At 69.1% G+C, this 14676-nt stretch carries 18 protein-coding genes; 11 read left to right on the top strand and 7 right to left on the bottom strand.

Annotated features, from left to right (window positions below; all coding sequences use genetic code 11):
• The first annotated feature begins 7 nt into the window (after positions 1 to 7).
• Complete coding sequence (locus D3261_RS14895) at positions 8 to 1018, top strand: low specificity L-threonine aldolase (RefSeq protein ID WP_120073692.1); 1011 nt, start codon at positions 8 to 10, stop codon at positions 1016 to 1018.
• A gap of 3 nt (positions 1019 to 1021) precedes the next feature.
• On the opposite strand, the gene D3261_RS20890 is transcribed toward D3261_RS14895, so the two are convergent.
• The 4 genes from D3261_RS20890 to D3261_RS14880 form a co-directional block, all read right to left on the bottom strand.
• Entirely contained in the window at positions 1022 to 1153 is a 132-nt protein-coding gene (locus D3261_RS20890) for a hypothetical protein (protein ID WP_007691855.1), read from the bottom strand.
• Positions 1154 to 1192: 39 nt separating this feature from the next.
• Complete coding sequence (locus tag D3261_RS14890; RefSeq protein ID WP_120073690.1) at positions 1193 to 1702, bottom strand: metallophosphoesterase; 510 nt, start codon at positions 1700 to 1702, stop codon at positions 1193 to 1195.
• 332 nt (positions 1703 to 2034) lie between these two features.
• Positions 2035 to 2463, bottom strand: coding sequence for a hypothetical protein (locus D3261_RS14885; RefSeq protein ID WP_120073688.1), 429 nt, complete (start codon positions 2461 to 2463; stop codon positions 2035 to 2037).
• Positions 2464 to 2514: 51 nt separating this feature from the next.
• Positions 2515 to 3231, bottom strand: coding sequence for a glycosyltransferase family 2 protein (locus D3261_RS14880; protein WP_120073686.1), 717 nt, complete (start codon positions 3229 to 3231; stop codon positions 2515 to 2517).
• A 149-nt stretch (positions 3232 to 3380) separates the two neighbouring features.
• Between D3261_RS14880 and D3261_RS14875 the strand changes: the two genes are divergently transcribed.
• Positions 3381 to 4541 carry a glycosyltransferase family 2 protein gene (locus tag D3261_RS14875; protein WP_199694025.1) on the top strand — a complete coding sequence of 387 codons (1161 nt, stop codon included), beginning with the start codon at positions 3381 to 3383 and terminating at the stop codon, positions 4539 to 4541.
• 93 nt (positions 4542 to 4634) lie between these two features.
• Positions 4635 to 5903, top strand: a complete 1269-nt coding sequence (locus D3261_RS14870; RefSeq protein WP_120073682.1) for a glycosyl hydrolase — start codon at positions 4635 to 4637, stop codon at positions 5901 to 5903.
• 30 nt (positions 5904 to 5933) lie between these two features.
• On the opposite strand, the gene D3261_RS14865 is transcribed toward D3261_RS14870, so the two are convergent.
• The gene (locus D3261_RS14865; RefSeq protein ID WP_233554009.1) at positions 5934 to 6932 is read right to left on the bottom strand and encodes a glycoside hydrolase family 26 protein; all 999 of its coding nucleotides are present in this window, start codon (positions 6930 to 6932) and stop codon (positions 5934 to 5936) included.
• Positions 6933 to 7071: 139 nt separating this feature from the next.
• On the opposite strand from D3261_RS14865, the gene D3261_RS14860 reads away from it, so the two are divergent.
• The 5 genes from D3261_RS14860 to D3261_RS14845 all read left to right on the top strand — a co-directional run bounded on the left by D3261_RS14860 (position 7072) and on the right by D3261_RS14845 (position 10993).
• Positions 7072 to 8073 (top strand): AAA family ATPase, encoded by a 1002-nt coding sequence (locus tag D3261_RS14860; protein WP_120073680.1) that lies wholly within the window; start codon positions 7072 to 7074, stop codon positions 8071 to 8073.
• An 87-nt stretch (positions 8074 to 8160) separates the two neighbouring features.
• Positions 8161 to 8292 (top strand): hypothetical protein, encoded by a 132-nt coding sequence (locus D3261_RS20885; protein WP_255409229.1) that lies wholly within the window; start codon positions 8161 to 8163, stop codon positions 8290 to 8292.
• Positions 8286 to 9275, top strand: coding sequence for a YeiH family protein (locus tag D3261_RS14855; RefSeq protein WP_120073678.1), 990 nt, complete (start codon positions 8286 to 8288; stop codon positions 9273 to 9275). The genes D3261_RS20885 and D3261_RS14855 overlap by 7 nt, the downstream gene beginning before the upstream one ends.
• Positions 9276 to 9313: 38 nt before the next feature.
• On the top strand, positions 9314 to 10048 hold the full coding sequence (locus tag D3261_RS14850) for a helix-turn-helix domain-containing protein (protein ID WP_120073676.1): 735 nt from the start codon (positions 9314 to 9316) through the stop codon (positions 10046 to 10048).
• 69 nt (positions 10049 to 10117) lie between these two features.
• Positions 10118 to 10993 (top strand): sulfurtransferase, encoded by an 876-nt coding sequence (locus D3261_RS14845; RefSeq protein ID WP_120073675.1) that lies wholly within the window; start codon positions 10118 to 10120, stop codon positions 10991 to 10993.
• Here D3261_RS14845 and D3261_RS14840 read toward each other — a convergent pair whose 3' ends face one another.
• On the bottom strand, positions 10994 to 11956 hold the full coding sequence (locus D3261_RS14840) for a methyltransferase domain-containing protein (protein ID WP_120073767.1): 963 nt from the start codon (positions 11954 to 11956) through the stop codon (positions 10994 to 10996).
• Between the two features lie 125 nt (positions 11957 to 12081).
• Here D3261_RS14840 and D3261_RS14835 point away from each other — a divergent pair, with 125 nt between their 5' ends.
• Together D3261_RS14835 and D3261_RS14830 are read left to right on the top strand one after the other, a co-directional pair.
• Complete coding sequence (locus D3261_RS14835; protein ID WP_120073673.1) at positions 12082 to 12651, top strand: TATA-box-binding protein; 570 nt, start codon at positions 12082 to 12084, stop codon at positions 12649 to 12651.
• A gap of 86 nt (positions 12652 to 12737) precedes the next feature.
• Positions 12738 to 13112, top strand: coding sequence for a hypothetical protein (locus tag D3261_RS14830; protein ID WP_120073765.1), 375 nt, complete (start codon positions 12738 to 12740; stop codon positions 13110 to 13112).
• A gap of 1 nt (position 13113) precedes the next feature.
• Here the strand turns inward: D3261_RS14830 and hisG are convergent, their stop codons facing one another.
• A complete protein-coding gene (gene hisG, locus D3261_RS14825) occupies positions 13114 to 13959 on the bottom strand; it encodes an ATP phosphoribosyltransferase (protein WP_120073671.1) in 846 nt (281 codons plus the stop codon).
• A gap of 134 nt (positions 13960 to 14093) precedes the next feature.
• On the opposite strand from hisG, the gene D3261_RS14820 reads away from it, so the two are divergent.
• Positions 14094 to 14676, top strand: a 583-nt coding sequence (locus D3261_RS14820) for an FAD-dependent oxidoreductase (protein ID WP_120073669.1), incomplete at its 3' end; no start/stop codon positions are given.

The following is a 14676-nucleotide window of genomic DNA, read 5'->3' as shown; positions in this document are numbered from 1 at the left end:
TCGACCCATGATCGACCTCCGGAGCGACACCGTCACCCGCCCGAGCGACGCGATGCGCGAGGCCGCCCGTACCGCCGAGGTGGGCGACGACGTCTACGGCGAGGACCCCACCGTCAACGACCTCGAAGCCCGTGCGGCCGAAGCGGTCGGCATGGAGGCGGCGCTCTACGTTCCCACCGGGACGATGGGCAACCAGATCGCCGCACGCACCCACACCGACCGTGGCGAGGAGGTCCTCTGCGAACGCGAGAGCCACATCTACAAGTGGGAACTCGCCGGCCTCGCCCAGCACTCGGCGCTCCAGGCGCGGACGATCGACGGCGGTCCCCGTGGAACCATCACCCCCGAAGACATCGACGCGAACTACGTCCCAGCCGACGGCCACCGGGCGGGCACCGGGCTCCTCGCGCTCGAGAACACCCACAACAGCAAGGGTGGGGTCGCGATCCCGGCCGAGGCGATCGACGCCGCGGCCGAGGCCGCCCACGACCTCGACATCCCCGTGCACGTCGACGGCGCGCGGGTGTTCAACGCCAGCGTCGCGCTCGATACGCCCGCGCCGCGGCTGCTCGAAAGCGTGGACTCGGTGCTGTTCTGTCTCTCGAAGGGGCTCGGCGCGCCCGTCGGGTCGATGCTCGCCGGGAGCGCGGACTTCGTCGAACGTGCACGTCGGAACCGAAAACTGCTCGGCGGCGGGATGCGCCAGGCGGGGATCATCGCCGCGCCGGGGATCGAGGCGCTCTCGAACGTCGATCGGCTCGAAACGGACCACGCGAACGCGAAGACGCTCGCGGCGGGTCTCGACGAAGTCGACGGCGTGACCGCGGCCGAACCCGACACGAACATCGTGGTCGCGGAGACCGACGTGCCCGCCGAGGAATTCATCGACGCGGTCGACGAGGAGGGGATCCGGGCGTCGGCGTTCGGGGACTATCGGGTTCGGTTCTGTACCCACTGGGACGTCGACGAGGACGACGTCGAGGAAGCCGTCGCGGGCGTGCGGCGGGCGGTCGCGTAGTCGCTATCGGCGGCCGCGCTCCGCGCCCTCGCGGAACGCCATCGCGGTCCGGCGAAAGAGGAGGAAGAACGCGAAGATCACGAGGAGGAGTACGATGATGACCGCGAACAGCGCCGGACTGATGCCGAAGGGCATGGGTGGCGTATCCGGCGGTGGAGTATAGTCGTTTCGGGGCTACCGTTCGAGCCGGAACGTCTCGAAGACCTCGCCGTCTGGTTCGCGGAGTTCGCCCTCGATACCGGTCTCGTCGACGTCGAGTTCGGCGTGTCCCGGTCGGTACCAGCGCGGGTCGGCGTGGCTGCCAGGGTTAAGGAGTCCGATTTTGCCGGCTTCGACGAACTCGGGGTCGTGAGAGTGACCGAAGACCACGAGGTCCGCGTCGGCCTCGCGACCGAACAGGGAGAGGGTGGTCTCATCGTGGCGGTCGCCGTGGGTCATCGCGATCCGGATCCCGTCGTGCTCGACGACGCGCTCGGTGGGGAGGCGGTCGCGAACCCCGCGCGTCGCGTTGTTGCCGTGAACGGCCCGGAGGTCGCGGGCTTCGTCTTCGAACGCATCGAGCGCCGCCTCGGTCGTGAAATCCCCGGCGTGAAGCGTGAGGTCGGCCTCGCGGACGGCATCGAGGGTTCGGCCGGTGAGCCGATTGCCGTCGGTGCCGTGGGTATCGGAGACGACGCAGATCATGGTGCGGGTTGCGGGCCGGGGCTGAAAACGCCGCCGACTGCGGCGGTCGCGGCCGCGGTGCGGTTGCGGTGCTGTCGGTGCGGTCGTCGGACGGTCGCGATGCGGTTCGGTGTGATCCCTGGAGGATGAAGGGCGACGGCGCGAGCGAAGCGAGCGCCGGAGGGCTTCGGCGGTGCTGTGCGGTGGCGGTTGCTGAATTTGGTAGTGGTCCCACCGCGAGCGAGGCCGGAGGCCGAGCGAGCGGGCGCGAGGGTGACTGCAAGGAACCCGACGCGCTTTTGATCCACATTTTGCCAGCGAGCCGAAGGCGAGCGCAGCAAAAGGTGGGTGTTTCAGATGAAGTCGCGAACCTCGGAGTACCACATCTCGTGGTGGTCGAGGGCGTCGACCCGGCGGGCGATCTCGGTCGCGAGGACGTGCCAGCACAGCTGGTCGGGGTCGTCGGGCGCGAGGTTGTAGGCCGAGTCCTTGCAGGTACAGCTGCCGTCCTCGACGACGTACTCGTCGGAGTGGCCCACGACGACGGTGAAATCGAGGTACTCCTTGACGCGGCGTTCGGCGACGGCCTCCATGGCGCGTACCCCACGGTCGCCGTGGATCTCGATGATCCGCCCGGCGATCTCGGAGTCGAGTTCGCCGCGCTCGTCGAGCGCGCGCCGCCAGGACATCGCCGTCACGACGGGGGGTTCGGACCGACCGATGAAAACCCGTTCGGTAGCCGGTCCGACGGCTCCGCTGGTGTGGGAATCGGCCGATGCCATCGGACGCGGTGCACTCGCTCCGTCGTCGGTCGGTTCTTCTCGGGACGGTCGCTACGACCCGTCGAGGATCTCGGCGAACCAGCCCGCCCGCTGGGCCACCCGGCGGGCGGTTTCGAGCCGGTTTTTCCCCCGGATCGGCGTGTTGAACCACTGGCGAACCAACCACGGGAACGACTTACCGTCGAGCCGCCACCACTGGACGTCCGCGCGGCCGAGGAGGTAGGACTTCCGCAGGAAGTGTCGAAACGACTCGACGTAGGTGTGCTCGACCACGAGTTCGGGGACGTATTGGATCGTGTAGGCCTCGGCGATCCGTTCGGCGAGTTCGGACTCCTCGTGGCCCCAGCCGAAGGTCTCCGCGTCGAACCCGCCGACGTCGTCGAGCACCTCGCGTCGGATCGCCATGTTGCAGCCCGGCAGCATATCGGTGGGTTTCGACTCGCCGCCCTGGTCGTACCACGGGAGGTCGAGATCGGCGAACGGGGCGTCGTCGGGCTGGAAGACCCGACCGGCGACGGCGGGGTAGGCGTCGAGCGCGACGCTCGCGACCCGGAGGTAGCCAGCACAGGGGATCGAGTCGTCGTCGAGGAAGACGAGCTTGTCGCCGCGCGCGCGCTCGATACCGACGTTGCGGGCGTGGGCCGCGCCGCCCTCGCGCTGGATCAGGACCTCGTAGTCCTCGAAGTCGTCGCTGGCGAGCCGCGCGGCCGATAGCACGTCGGCGTCGTCCGGAAGCGTCGTCGGGACGATGACGCTTATCTCGACCATGGAGCGGGTTCCGCGAGCCATCGGAAAGCCCTTCCGACGCGGCGGTCTCGGTCCGCTATGGCTGCGAACCGAACCGCTGATACGCGATGCCGTCCCGAAGAGGGCGCGGTCAGCAACACTTAATGTTCCCGCTGGCGTCGCCGGTTTCAATGGCCGGACCGGTCGCCGCAGCGGTGCCTGTGGTGCTCTCAATCATCCTTTGGAGTATCGCCCTGCTTTCGGTCTGCTCCATCGCCTACTGGACGTACCTCGTTCTCTTCGTCGTTCGGGGCTCCGAGTATCCCGAACCCGAGCACGACCCGAGCGAGGTTCAGGTCAGGATCCTGACCGTCGACTCGCCCCAGATCATTCAGAAGAGCGTTAGCGCCATCCCCGATACCGTCACCGACCGCCACGTGATCGCCGAGGAGCCGATGGACATCCAGGGGGCGACGGTCCACGTGGTGCCCGACAGCTTCGACTCCGAGGCGATCCGGAAGGGGCGGGCGCTCGAGTGGGCTCGGCAGAACGTCCCGTGCGGGAAGGAGTTCGTGCTCTACCTCGACGAGGACAGCCTCATGTCCGACTTCGAGGGGGTTCCCGACGCGGACGTGGTCCAGTTCCGCGAGCGCCCCCGCCGGAGCCGGTCGTGGCTCTCCTACCTCGCCGAGGTCTTCCGGATGGGCTTTCAGATCGAACAGCGCGCGTTCCCCTCGCTCTCGGTGCCGCTCTACGCCTGGGGCGGCGGGATCGCGATCCGGTCCGACCTCGAAAATCGCGTCACGTGGGAACACCACACCATGATCGAGGACACCGCGTTCGTCTGGAACGCGGTGGCGATGGACGGCGCGGTCGACTTCGACATGGCGCGCACCAAGTTCGACACCCAGGCCCCGCCGACGATCCGCGCGATGGTGAGCCAACGAAGCCGGTGGCTCGCGGGCTCGCAGTCCGAGAGCGACCTGCTCCCGCTGCCCTATCACCTCCTCACGACCGTCCGGAACCTCGCGTGGGCGCTCTCGCCCGCGGTGCCGTTCCTGACGCTCGTCCCGCTGCTCGTCCCCGGCACCATCCTCTTCGAGACCGCCTTCCAGATCCTCTCGGTTCTGGTCTTCAGCTTCGTCGTGGTCTGGTCGGTTGCGGGGGCCGTCTACTACGACAAGTCGATCCTCCTCGGGTTGGCCGTGGTGGTGTTGTCGCCGCTCGTCAGCCTGCTCCACTCCTTCGGTGCGTTCGTGGGACTGGTCGCCCCGCCGAACGACTTCTCGGTCACCCGGAAGATCAGCCCCGAACACGTCGAGACACCCGAGCGCGAGATCGAGGGCGACTGACGCCCGCGACCCTCGTCACGTCCCGACCGTCGGCGGTCCCGCCGCGCACATCACAATGTTTAACCGGAAATCACGGTAAGGACCGACCGATAGATGGATCGTCGGACCTTTCTTCGCACGACAGGGGTGGCCGGCGTCGCCGGGCTGGCGGGCTGTTCGACCCCGTTCGACCCCGTATCGACCCCGGAGTCGTCGAACGGCAACGGGAGCGCGCCGACCGACGGGTCGGGGGCCGGGAACGAGAGCACGGGCGAACTCACCGAAACCCCCGAAGCACCTCAGACCCGCTCCGGCGCGGCGCTCACGGGCGTCTACCCCGGAAGCGAGGACCTCGACGCGACCCTCTCGGCGTACTCGAACTGGATATCGAAGAAGCCCGCCGTCGTCGTGCTGTTCGTCGACGCGCTCGCCGAGCCGAGCGCGACACGGGGGTTCGTCGACGACGCGCTGACACAGGTCTGGAACGCGGGCCACGTCCCCCTGATATCCTGGCAGCCGCTCGTCAACAACGGACAGACCCCGGAAGCGGTCGAGCGCCGGATCGCCGACGGCGACTACGACGACCAGATTCAAGCGTGGGCGACGGCCCTCGACGACTGGGCACATCCGCGGGGCGGGCAGACGCGGGGCCGGCGGTTCTACTTCCGGCCGGCCCACGAGATGAACGGCAACTGGTTCCCCTGGAGCGCGGTGGATTCGACCCGCGTCTCCGCCAGCACGGACAGCCCGGGCACCGCCGAGGACTACGTCTCGATGTGGCGACACGTTCACCAGCTGTTCGGAAACACCGACCTCGACGAGACGAACGTCCAGTGGATGTGGTCGCCGAACGCCGACGAACCGAGCAACAGCGTCCGCGCCGAGCAGTACTACCCCGGCGACGAGTTCGTCGACTGGGTCGGCCTCGACGGCTTCAACTTCGGTGGGAGTCAGGAGTACGACAACGACAGCCGGTCCAACTGGCGCTCCCCGAGGGGGATATTCGGGTCGATGCTCCAGCGAGTGCGCGACCTCACCGACAAACCGGTGGCGCTTGCCGAGTTCGCCTCCTCGTCGGTGCCCGAGTCCGGCGACGGCCACCAGCCCCAACAGAAGGCCCAGTGGATCCAGGACGTCTTCGACTACGTCGCCGAGAACGACATCAAGATGGCGTGCTGGTTCAACGTCGACCAGGAGGGCCAGGACGAGTCCGACTGGGCGGTCTTCGGCGGTGCACGCGGGACCTCCCAGGTCACGATCGGCGGGACGCAGTACCCCGTCTACGAGGCCTACAACCGGTCGATCTCGGGTTCGGACTACCTCGGCGCGCTGCCGAACTACCCGCCGCTGCTGACCGACGACGAGTTCGCCGGGGACTTCTGAACCGCCGACTCGTCGCACCCTTTCGCCTCGTCACTCGCCGCGAAACGCCGTGTCACTGATGAACCCGGTTTCGTCGGCCGCGGCCCGACCCTCGATGTCCGTCAGCGCGTCGCGGTAGGCGGCGTATCGCCAGTGTGGAACCGTCCCGTCGGGTGAGTCCGTCCCGCGCACCCCGTCGAACGCCCCCCAGTCGGTCTCCTTGTCCTCGTTGAACCAGCAGTGGAGCGCCACACGGTCGTCGAGGTAGTCGAACGCCTCGCGTATCCACGCCGCCTTCTCCGATGGGTCGTGGCCCGCGGCCGTCACCGACGAGCTCGCGACCTCCGGCACGCAGACCGGGTTCTCCGTGAGCGCGTCGAGCCGGTCGAGCATCTCGTCGAAGACCGTCGACGGGGAGGTCCACGACGACCACTCCTGACTCGCCCCCCAGTTGAAGCCGTCGACGCCGGCCCAGTCGACAAACTCGTCGCCCGGATAGCACGCCTCGGCCGTGTGGGGGCCGACGTCGACGTGGTTGACACACCAGACCCACTGGAGGCGCTCGGGCGGGAGGTCGTCCATCCGGTCGTGGACGTGTCGCCACATCGCGACGTACTCCTCCGGGGTCGAATCCCCACCCGCGGGAGCCCAGGGATACCAGTCGCCGTTCATCTCGTGCCCGAGCCGGAGGAAGCACCGGCGGTCGTCGGCGGTCCCGAGCTCCCCGTCGGGCCCCGCGAGCCACCCGCGAAGCCGCTCCGCCCACGCGTCGAGGTAGTCGTCGTACGCCCCCTCGGCGATCCGCGCTGCGATGTCCGGTGGGGTCGCGTCCGGGGTCGGGGTGTAGGGCTCCCAGGTGAGCAGCGGGACGCGATCCGTCGCCCATATCTCGGGAAGCAGCTGGTCGAAGACGTGGTCGAGTCCATCGGGGTCCCACGGCACGAAGACGACGTGGACCGAGTGGCGTGCACCCATCCACTCGTCCATCGCGTCGAGGACCGCGGTCCGGTCCGGTCGAACGTAGGCTCCGTGGAGTGGCGGTGTCATCATGGTCGCGTCGGACAGGATGGCGGTCGTGGTGGCGGGGCGTGCTCGGGGGACACGATTCGAACCTCGCAGGGCGGAGGATTGTAGTTGGTGGTCGCCACCGACCGACCGATTCTTTTCCGTGGCGCGCCGAGGGTCGGTAATGGACGGGCCGCTCTGGACCGACGACCACGCGCCGGCGCTCGCCGACCTCCCGCAGGCGGATGTGCGAAACTCGCTTTCGCGCGCGGTCGAGGAGCCGCTGAACCTCGTGCTGCACGGCCCGCCGGGCGCGGGCAAGACCGCCGCGGTCCGCGCGCTCGCCGACGAGACCCACACGCACGCCGACGACCTCGTGGAGCTCAACGTCGCCGACTTCTTCGGCCGAACCAAGAAGGAGGTGAGCGAGGACCCGCGCTTCTCGTCGTTCATCACCCCGAAGCGCCGCCGGAACTCCTCGAAAGCGGATCTGATCAAACACGTCCTCACCGAATCGGCGAGCTACGCGCCCGTCGACGGCACCTACAAGACCATCCTCCTCGACAACGCCGAGGCCATTCGCGAGGACTTCCAGCAGGCGCTCCGCCGGGTGATGGAACGCAACTACAAGACCACGCAGTTCGTGATCACGACGCGCCAGCCCTCGAAGCTCATCCCCCCCATCTCCTCGCGGTGTTTCTCGATCCCGGTGCGCGCGCCGACCACCGACGAGACCGTGGCGGTGCTCGAATCGATCGTCGAGGCGGAGGGTGTCGAGTACGACCACGACGGCCTCGAATACGTCGCGGGCTACGCCGACGGCGACCTCAGAAACGCGATCCTGGGTGCCCAGACGGCCGCCGAGGACGCGGGCGCGGTCACGATGGAGACCGCCTACGACGCGCTCGGGTCGGTCGGCAACGACGACCGGATCGAGGGGATGGTGACGGCGGCCGTGGCGGGCGAGTTCACGGACGCGAGAGGCACGCTCGACGACCTCCTCGTCGACGACGGACTGGACGGCGGCGAAGTCCTCGAAGACGTCCTCCGGGTGGCGCGCTCGCGGTCGGTCGGACCGTCAACCCCCGAACTCCACCGGCTCGCCGGCGAGGTCGACATGGACCTGGCGGAGGGCACCAACGACCGCCTCCACCTCTCGCACCTCCTCGCCGAGCTCGGTCGATAGCACGACCTGCCGACGTAGTTGTCGTGCGCCAATCTTGGCGTGCGACAACCGAACCCGTATGCCCGTCCCCCGCCGACTCACGGTCGGATGAACGATGGGTCCCGAGCGGTCGCGAGCGTGGCGCGGTGGTGGAGCGACCTCGACGGTGGGTGGCGAGCGGTGCTCCTCGGAACCGTCCTCGTCGCGGTCGTCCTGACCGGGATCCGGATACCGTGGTGAGGCGATTCCTACCCGGGATCGCGGCGCTCGCGGCGATCGGGCTCCTCGCGCGCGGCGTGTCGCGAGTCGTCCCCGAAGCCAACCACCTGATCGTGGCGATCGTTCTCGGCGTCGTGGTCGCCAACACCTACGGGATCCCCGACCGGGCCGAGCCGGGCGTCGGCACCCACACCCTCTGGCTCGAAACCGGGATCGTGGTGATGGGCGCGAGCGTCGCGCTCGACCGGGTGGTCGCCGCCGGACCAACGATCCTCGCCCTCGTCGTGGGGACGGTCCTCGCGACGGTCGTGGTGGTCGAACTGCTCGCGCGCGGGCTGTTCGCGATCGACGAGGAGACCGGGTCGCTGCTCGCCGCTGGCTCCGGGATCTGCGGGGTCTCGGCGGTGGTGGCGATCGCCGAATCGATCCACGCCGACGAGACCCGGATCGCCTACGCCGCCGCCACGGTCCTGCTGTTCGACGCCGTCACCCTCCTCGTCTACCCCGTGGTCGGCCACCTGCTGGGGCTCTCGGACGCCGTCTTCGGGGTCTGGGCGGGGCTCACGATGTTCAGCACCGGACCGGTGACCGCCGCCGGCTTCGCGTTCTCGTCCGCGGCGGGTCAGTGGGCACTCCTGGTCAAACTCGCCCGGAACGCGCTGATCGGGCTGGCCGCGGTGGCCTACGCGGTCTACTACGCTCGGCGGTCGGGTCGCACCGCCGACGGTGTCGGGCTCGGCCACCTCTGGCGGACGTTTCCGAAGTTCGTCCTCGGTTTCCTCGGCGTGATGGTGCTCGCCAACGTGGGCGTGCTCGGGACACAAGCACTAGATTCGCTCTCGCACGCCTCGGACTGGCTCTTCCTGTTCGCCTTCGCGGGGCTCGGCCTCACGATCGACGTCGACGACCTCCGCTCGACCGGCTACGAACCCGTCCTCGTCGTCTTCCTCGGTCTCCTCGTGGTGAGCACGACCGCGCTGGTCGTCGTGACCGCGCTGTTCTGACCCGCACGCTTTTCGTCGTGCGCCAACTCGTCTCACCGATGCGGGAGTTCACGTTCGCCATCGAGTACGACGCGGGGACCGACCCCATCATGGACGTCTGTATCGAGCATCCCTCGGTTCTCGCCCACTCGCTCGACGGGTTCGTGACCGGCGACCGGTTCTGGCGGATCGAACGGATCTCGGGGCCCGAACCCGCGCTCGAAGCGATCGAGGCCGTCCGGTTCGATGGGACGAGGTGCGGCGAGTCGATCACCGACCACGACTGCGAGGCCGCGCGCTACCACGACGTGCTCGAACGTGACGAGGGCGAACTCGTGCTCTACACCTACCTCGAAGACATCACGCGGTGTGAGTCGATCCACACCCTCGCGGGCAAACACCTTCCCCCGGGGCTGGTCTTCGAGACCCGTCGGGAGGGCTCGCGCCACCACTGGCGGGTGCTGATGCGGTCGGACGCCAACGTCGGGGTGCTCTACGACGAGATCGGCGCGCGGCTCCGGGACGGGCTCACCTTTCGGATGGGCCACCTCCGGGACGCCGACGGCTGGCGGCGGGACGCGTTCGCCACGCTCTCGATGCCCGACGAACAGCGGACCGCGCTCGAAGCCGCCGTCGCGGGCGGCTACTACGAGACGCCCCGCGAGACGACGCTCGACGCGATCGCCGACGACCTCTCCATCCCGCGCTCGACGCTCTCCTATCGGCTCCGCCAGGCTGAGGCCACGCTCGCGCGGCGGTTCGTCGGCGAGGGCGGGGACCGGTGGCTCCGGTGACCCTCCCCGTCGCTCGCCCGCGGTTCGCCCTGGGGTTAATACCGCTCGCGGCGAAAGGGAGGACACTGGATGAGTGATTCGACGACCGGCGCGCTGGTGTCCGCCGAGTGGGTCGCCGAGCGTCTCGACGCGTTCGGGCGCGACGACCCGTCGCTCCGGCTGCTCGAAGTCGACATCGAACCGGAGAACTACGACGCGGGCCACGTGCCGGGCGCGACCAAACTCGACTGGAAGCGCGACCTCCAGGACGCCACGACGTTCGACGTGCCGACGAGGACGGCCTTCGAGCGGCTGCTCGGCGACGTCGGCATCACGGCCGACTCCACGGTCGTCGTCTACGGCGACATGATGAACTGGTTCGCGGCCTACGCCTACTGGCTGCTGACCTACTACGGCCACGACGACGTCAGACTCCTCGACGGCGGCCGGGACGTCTGGACCGCCCACGACCGACCGACCACGACCGAGACCCCCCGGTTCACGTCGCGGTCGTACGCGGTCGACTCGCTCGACGGAACCGTGCGCGCCGACCGGCCAGACGTCGAGGACGCCATGCGCCGTGGTGTGCCGCTCGTGGACGTCCGCACGCCCGAGGAGTACCGTGGCGAGATCCTCGCGCCGCCGGGCTGGAACGAGGGCGTCCAGCGCGGCGGCCACATCCCCGGCGCGGTGAACGTGCCCTGGAGCCAGGTGGTCGACGACGAGGGCCGCTTCAAACCCCGCGAGGAACTCGCGGCGATCTACCGCGAGGCCGGCCTCGACCCCGAGACCGAGGTGATCACCTACTGTCGGATCGGCGAACGATCGGCGCTGACGTGGTTCGTGCTCTCGGAGCTCCTCGGCTACGCCGACGTCAGGAACTACTACGGCTCGTGGGTCGAGTGGGGGAACTCGGTCGGTGCCTCGATCGAGAAGGGCCAGCGCGCCGGCGTCCGCCGGAACTGATCACCCCAACACCGCGATGTAGCGGGTGAGCGAGGCGTGTACCCGCCGCTCGAAGACGTCCTCGACGCTCCAGCCCACCTCGCACGCCGCGTCGGTCCACGGTCGGTCGCTGACGAGTACCGCCCGCGGCGCGACCCGCCGGGCTTCGGCGAGCGCGCCGGTCACCACCGCCTCGAGGTCGCCACTGATCTTCGACTGGCGACCGTAGGGCGCGTCGAACACCACCGCGTCGGCCGCACCGTCCTCGAGGGGAAGGTGGGTCGCGTCGCCGCGCGCGGTGGCCCACCCGTTTTCGAGGTAGTGTACGAGGTTCTCGCGCGCCCCGCGGGCCATCTTCGTCTGGGCGTCGAGCCCCAGCACGTCGGCTCCGACCAGTCCGGCCTCGACCAGCACCCCGCCGGTACCGCACATCGGGTCCACCACGAACGAGTCGGGCTCCGCGCCGGCGATGTTGACGAGCGCCCGCGCGAGCAGTGGACTCATCGACCCCGGCTGGAAGAAGGGCTTCTTCGTCGGGGCGCGCGCGCCGAACCCGCGGTCGGTCTCGACGTCGAGCCAGCCGAGGACACAGCGTTCGTCCGAGAACAGCGCCCGAAGCTCGTAGTCGGGGTCGTCGAGGTCGACCGGGAGTCCTGCTTCCGTCAGCACCCCGCCGAGCTCCCGTTCGGCGTTCCGGGTGTCGACGGTCGCCGTGGAGCGGACGTCACGCGCTCGGACCGCGACGGTTCCATCGAGGTCGAGCGGGGCGGCCGCGAGGGACGCGACGGCGGCCTCGACGGTCGCCGCGGACCGACCGACGACACGACTTACCCGGTGGGTGTACGCGAGGCTCCGCACCGCTCGACCGTCGACCGCTTCGGCGACCCCGAGCCCGGAGGCGACGACCTCGACCCCCGCCATCGCGGTCGCGGCCTCGCGGGCGGCGAAGACGTCGTCCTCGCCGGCGAACTCGACGACGTACACGGCCTCACTCCGGGCGGGCCGTCCTATGACGATATCGGTCCGGACGCCGAGACGTCCATGATCGATCGGCATCGATCAACACCACCAACTTTTATAAGTCTTAAATACGATTTTTAAGACGACTCATGTCCGCTCAGGACCCAAAGGAAACCATCAACATCGAGAACGTCGTGGCGTCGACGGGTATCGGGCAGGAACTCGACCTCCAGAGCGTAGCGATGGACCTCGAAGGTGCGGACTACGACCCCGAGCAGTTCCCGGGGCTGGTCTACCGAACCCAGAACCCGAAGTCCGCGGCCCTGATCTTCCGGTCGGGGAAGATCGTCTGTACCGGCGCGAAGAGCACCGCCGACGTCCACGAGAGCCTCGAGATCGTCTTCGACAAGCTCCGGGACCTCGAGATCAAGGTTGAGGACGAACCCGAGATCGTCGTCCAGAACATCGTCACGAGCGCCGACCTCCAGAAGACCCTAAACCTCAACGCGATCGCCATCGGGCTGGGGCTCGAGAACATCGAGTACGAGCCCGAACAGTTCCCGGGGCTGGTCTACCGGCTCGACGACCCCGAGGTCGTCGCGCTGCTGTTCGGCTCGGGCAAGCTCGTCATCACCGGCGGCAAGGAGCCCGCCGACGCCGAACACGCCGTCGACAAGATCACCGACCGGCTCGACGACCTCGGGCTCCTCGACGGCTGACGTTTCGGCCCTTCCCACTTCAGGACGTGACCGAGCTATGAACCACGAGGAAATCCCGTGACGAACCCGAGAGGACGATGCAGGCGATGATCGAGAACGGCCTCGTGCAGACCGCCCCGACCACCGGCGGCCTGCTCGCCTACCTCGGGACGTTCGTGCTCGCGGCGGCGGTCTACTCGCTCACCGCGCACATCGCCGCCCGGAACGTCCTCGGCGACGTGCCGGCCCGGCGAGCGCTCCTCGTCGGCCCGGGCCCCGCCGCCGTCTCGGTGCTCCTCCAGCAGTACGGCGTCCTCGCGTTCGTCGTCGCGCTCGCGCTGGATTTCGTGTTGATCCGGTACGTCTACCGCCTCCGCTTGCGGACCGCGAGCCTCGTGACGGTCATCCACCTCGTGGTGAGCGTTCTCGTTTTGTTCGTGGTGCTCAGCGCCTTCCGGCTCGTGGGCACCGCACCCGGATAGCTCAGTCGACGAGGCGTTCGATCTCGGTCACCAGAATGTCGCTCGCGCCGCGCTCCTTCACGTCGGTTATCACCTCGAAGACGTCGCGTTCGTCGACCACGGCGTGGACCGCGACCTGGTCGCCGCCCGCGATGTTCATCACCGTCGGCCCGCCGAGCCCCGGAATCACGTCCCGGATCGCGTCGAGTTCGTCCTCGGGGGCGTTCATCATCAGGTAGCGTTTGCCCTCGGCCGAGCGCACCGAGGAGAGCGCGGTCTCGATCTCGGCGAGCTTCGGGTCCTCGGTCATATCGGGGTGGACGAACAGCCGGGCGGAGCTCTGGAGGACCTCGTCGACGACCGCGAGCCCGTTGACCCGGAGGGTCGTCCCCGTCGAGGTGATGTCGATGATCGCGTCGGCCATCTCGACGTGGGGGGTGAGCTCGGTCGCGCCCGAGACCTCGACGACCTCGGGGTCGATCCCCTGCTCGGCGAAGTACTCCCGGGCGATGTGTGGGAACTCGGTCGCGACGGTCCCGCCCGCGAGGTCCTCGACCGACGTGATCGAGCCGTTCTCGGGGGCGGCGAGCACCAGTCGGCAGTTCCCGAACCCGAGGTCGAGGCGTTCGTCGAGGTCGACGCCGGCCTCGCGGACCTGGTCGAGCCCCGTGACACCGGCGTCGGCCGCGCCGTCGGCGACGTACTCGGGGACGTCGGCCGCCCGGACGAACAGCACCGTGACCTCGGGGTCGACCGTCGAGGCGTAGAGCTGGCGCTCGGTGCCGTTCTCGAGGTGGAGGCCCGCGCGTTCGAGGAGCCCGACCGTCGGATCGTGGAGGCGGCCCTTGTTGGGCACGGCGAGGCGCATACCCGCTATCGAGTCCCCGCGGATGAACTGCCTTTCGTTACCCGCGCGACCGACCCGCCGGCTCGACCGGCCAGCGAACCGCCACCGGGGTCGGCGGTCAACAGCGTCATGACTGCGTAGCGCCACGATCCGGTATGAACTGTGAGACCGACGTCCTCGTCGTCGGTGGCGGTGCGACCGGGGTCGGCGTCGCGCGCGACCTCGCGATGCGGGACGTCGACGTCACGCTCTGTGAACGTGGCGGACTGGGGTCGGGAACGACGGGGCGCTCGCACGGCGTGCTCCACAGTGGCGCGCGCTACGCCGAGTCCGACGCCGAGGGCGCACGCGAGTGCATCGCGGAGAGCCGGGTCGTGAAGCGGATCGCGGGCGCGTGCGTCCGGGACTCGGGTGGCTACTTCGTCGCGCTCGACGACGACGACCCCGACTACTTCGAGGCGAAGCTCGCGGGCTGCCGGGCGCAGGACATCCCCGCCGAGCCGATGTCGGGTGCGGCGGCGCGCGAGGCGGTGCCGGCGCTCGCCGACGACGTCGAGCGGGTGATCGAGGTGCCCGACGCCGTGGTCTACCCCTCGCGGCTCGTCGCGGCCACGGCCGAGAGCGCCCGTCGCCACGGCGCGCGGGTCCTCCCCGACGCACCCGTGACGGACCTCCACACCGAGAACGGGCGGGTCGTCGGCGCGACGGTCGACCACGACGGCGGGGAGACCGTTCGGA

The organism is Halococcus sp. IIIV-5B (assembly GCF_003602035.1).
GTDB lineage: Archaea > Halobacteriota > Halobacteria > Halobacteriales > Halococcaceae > Halococcus > Halococcus salsus.
This window is presented reverse-complemented; position numbering and strand designations above follow the sequence as displayed.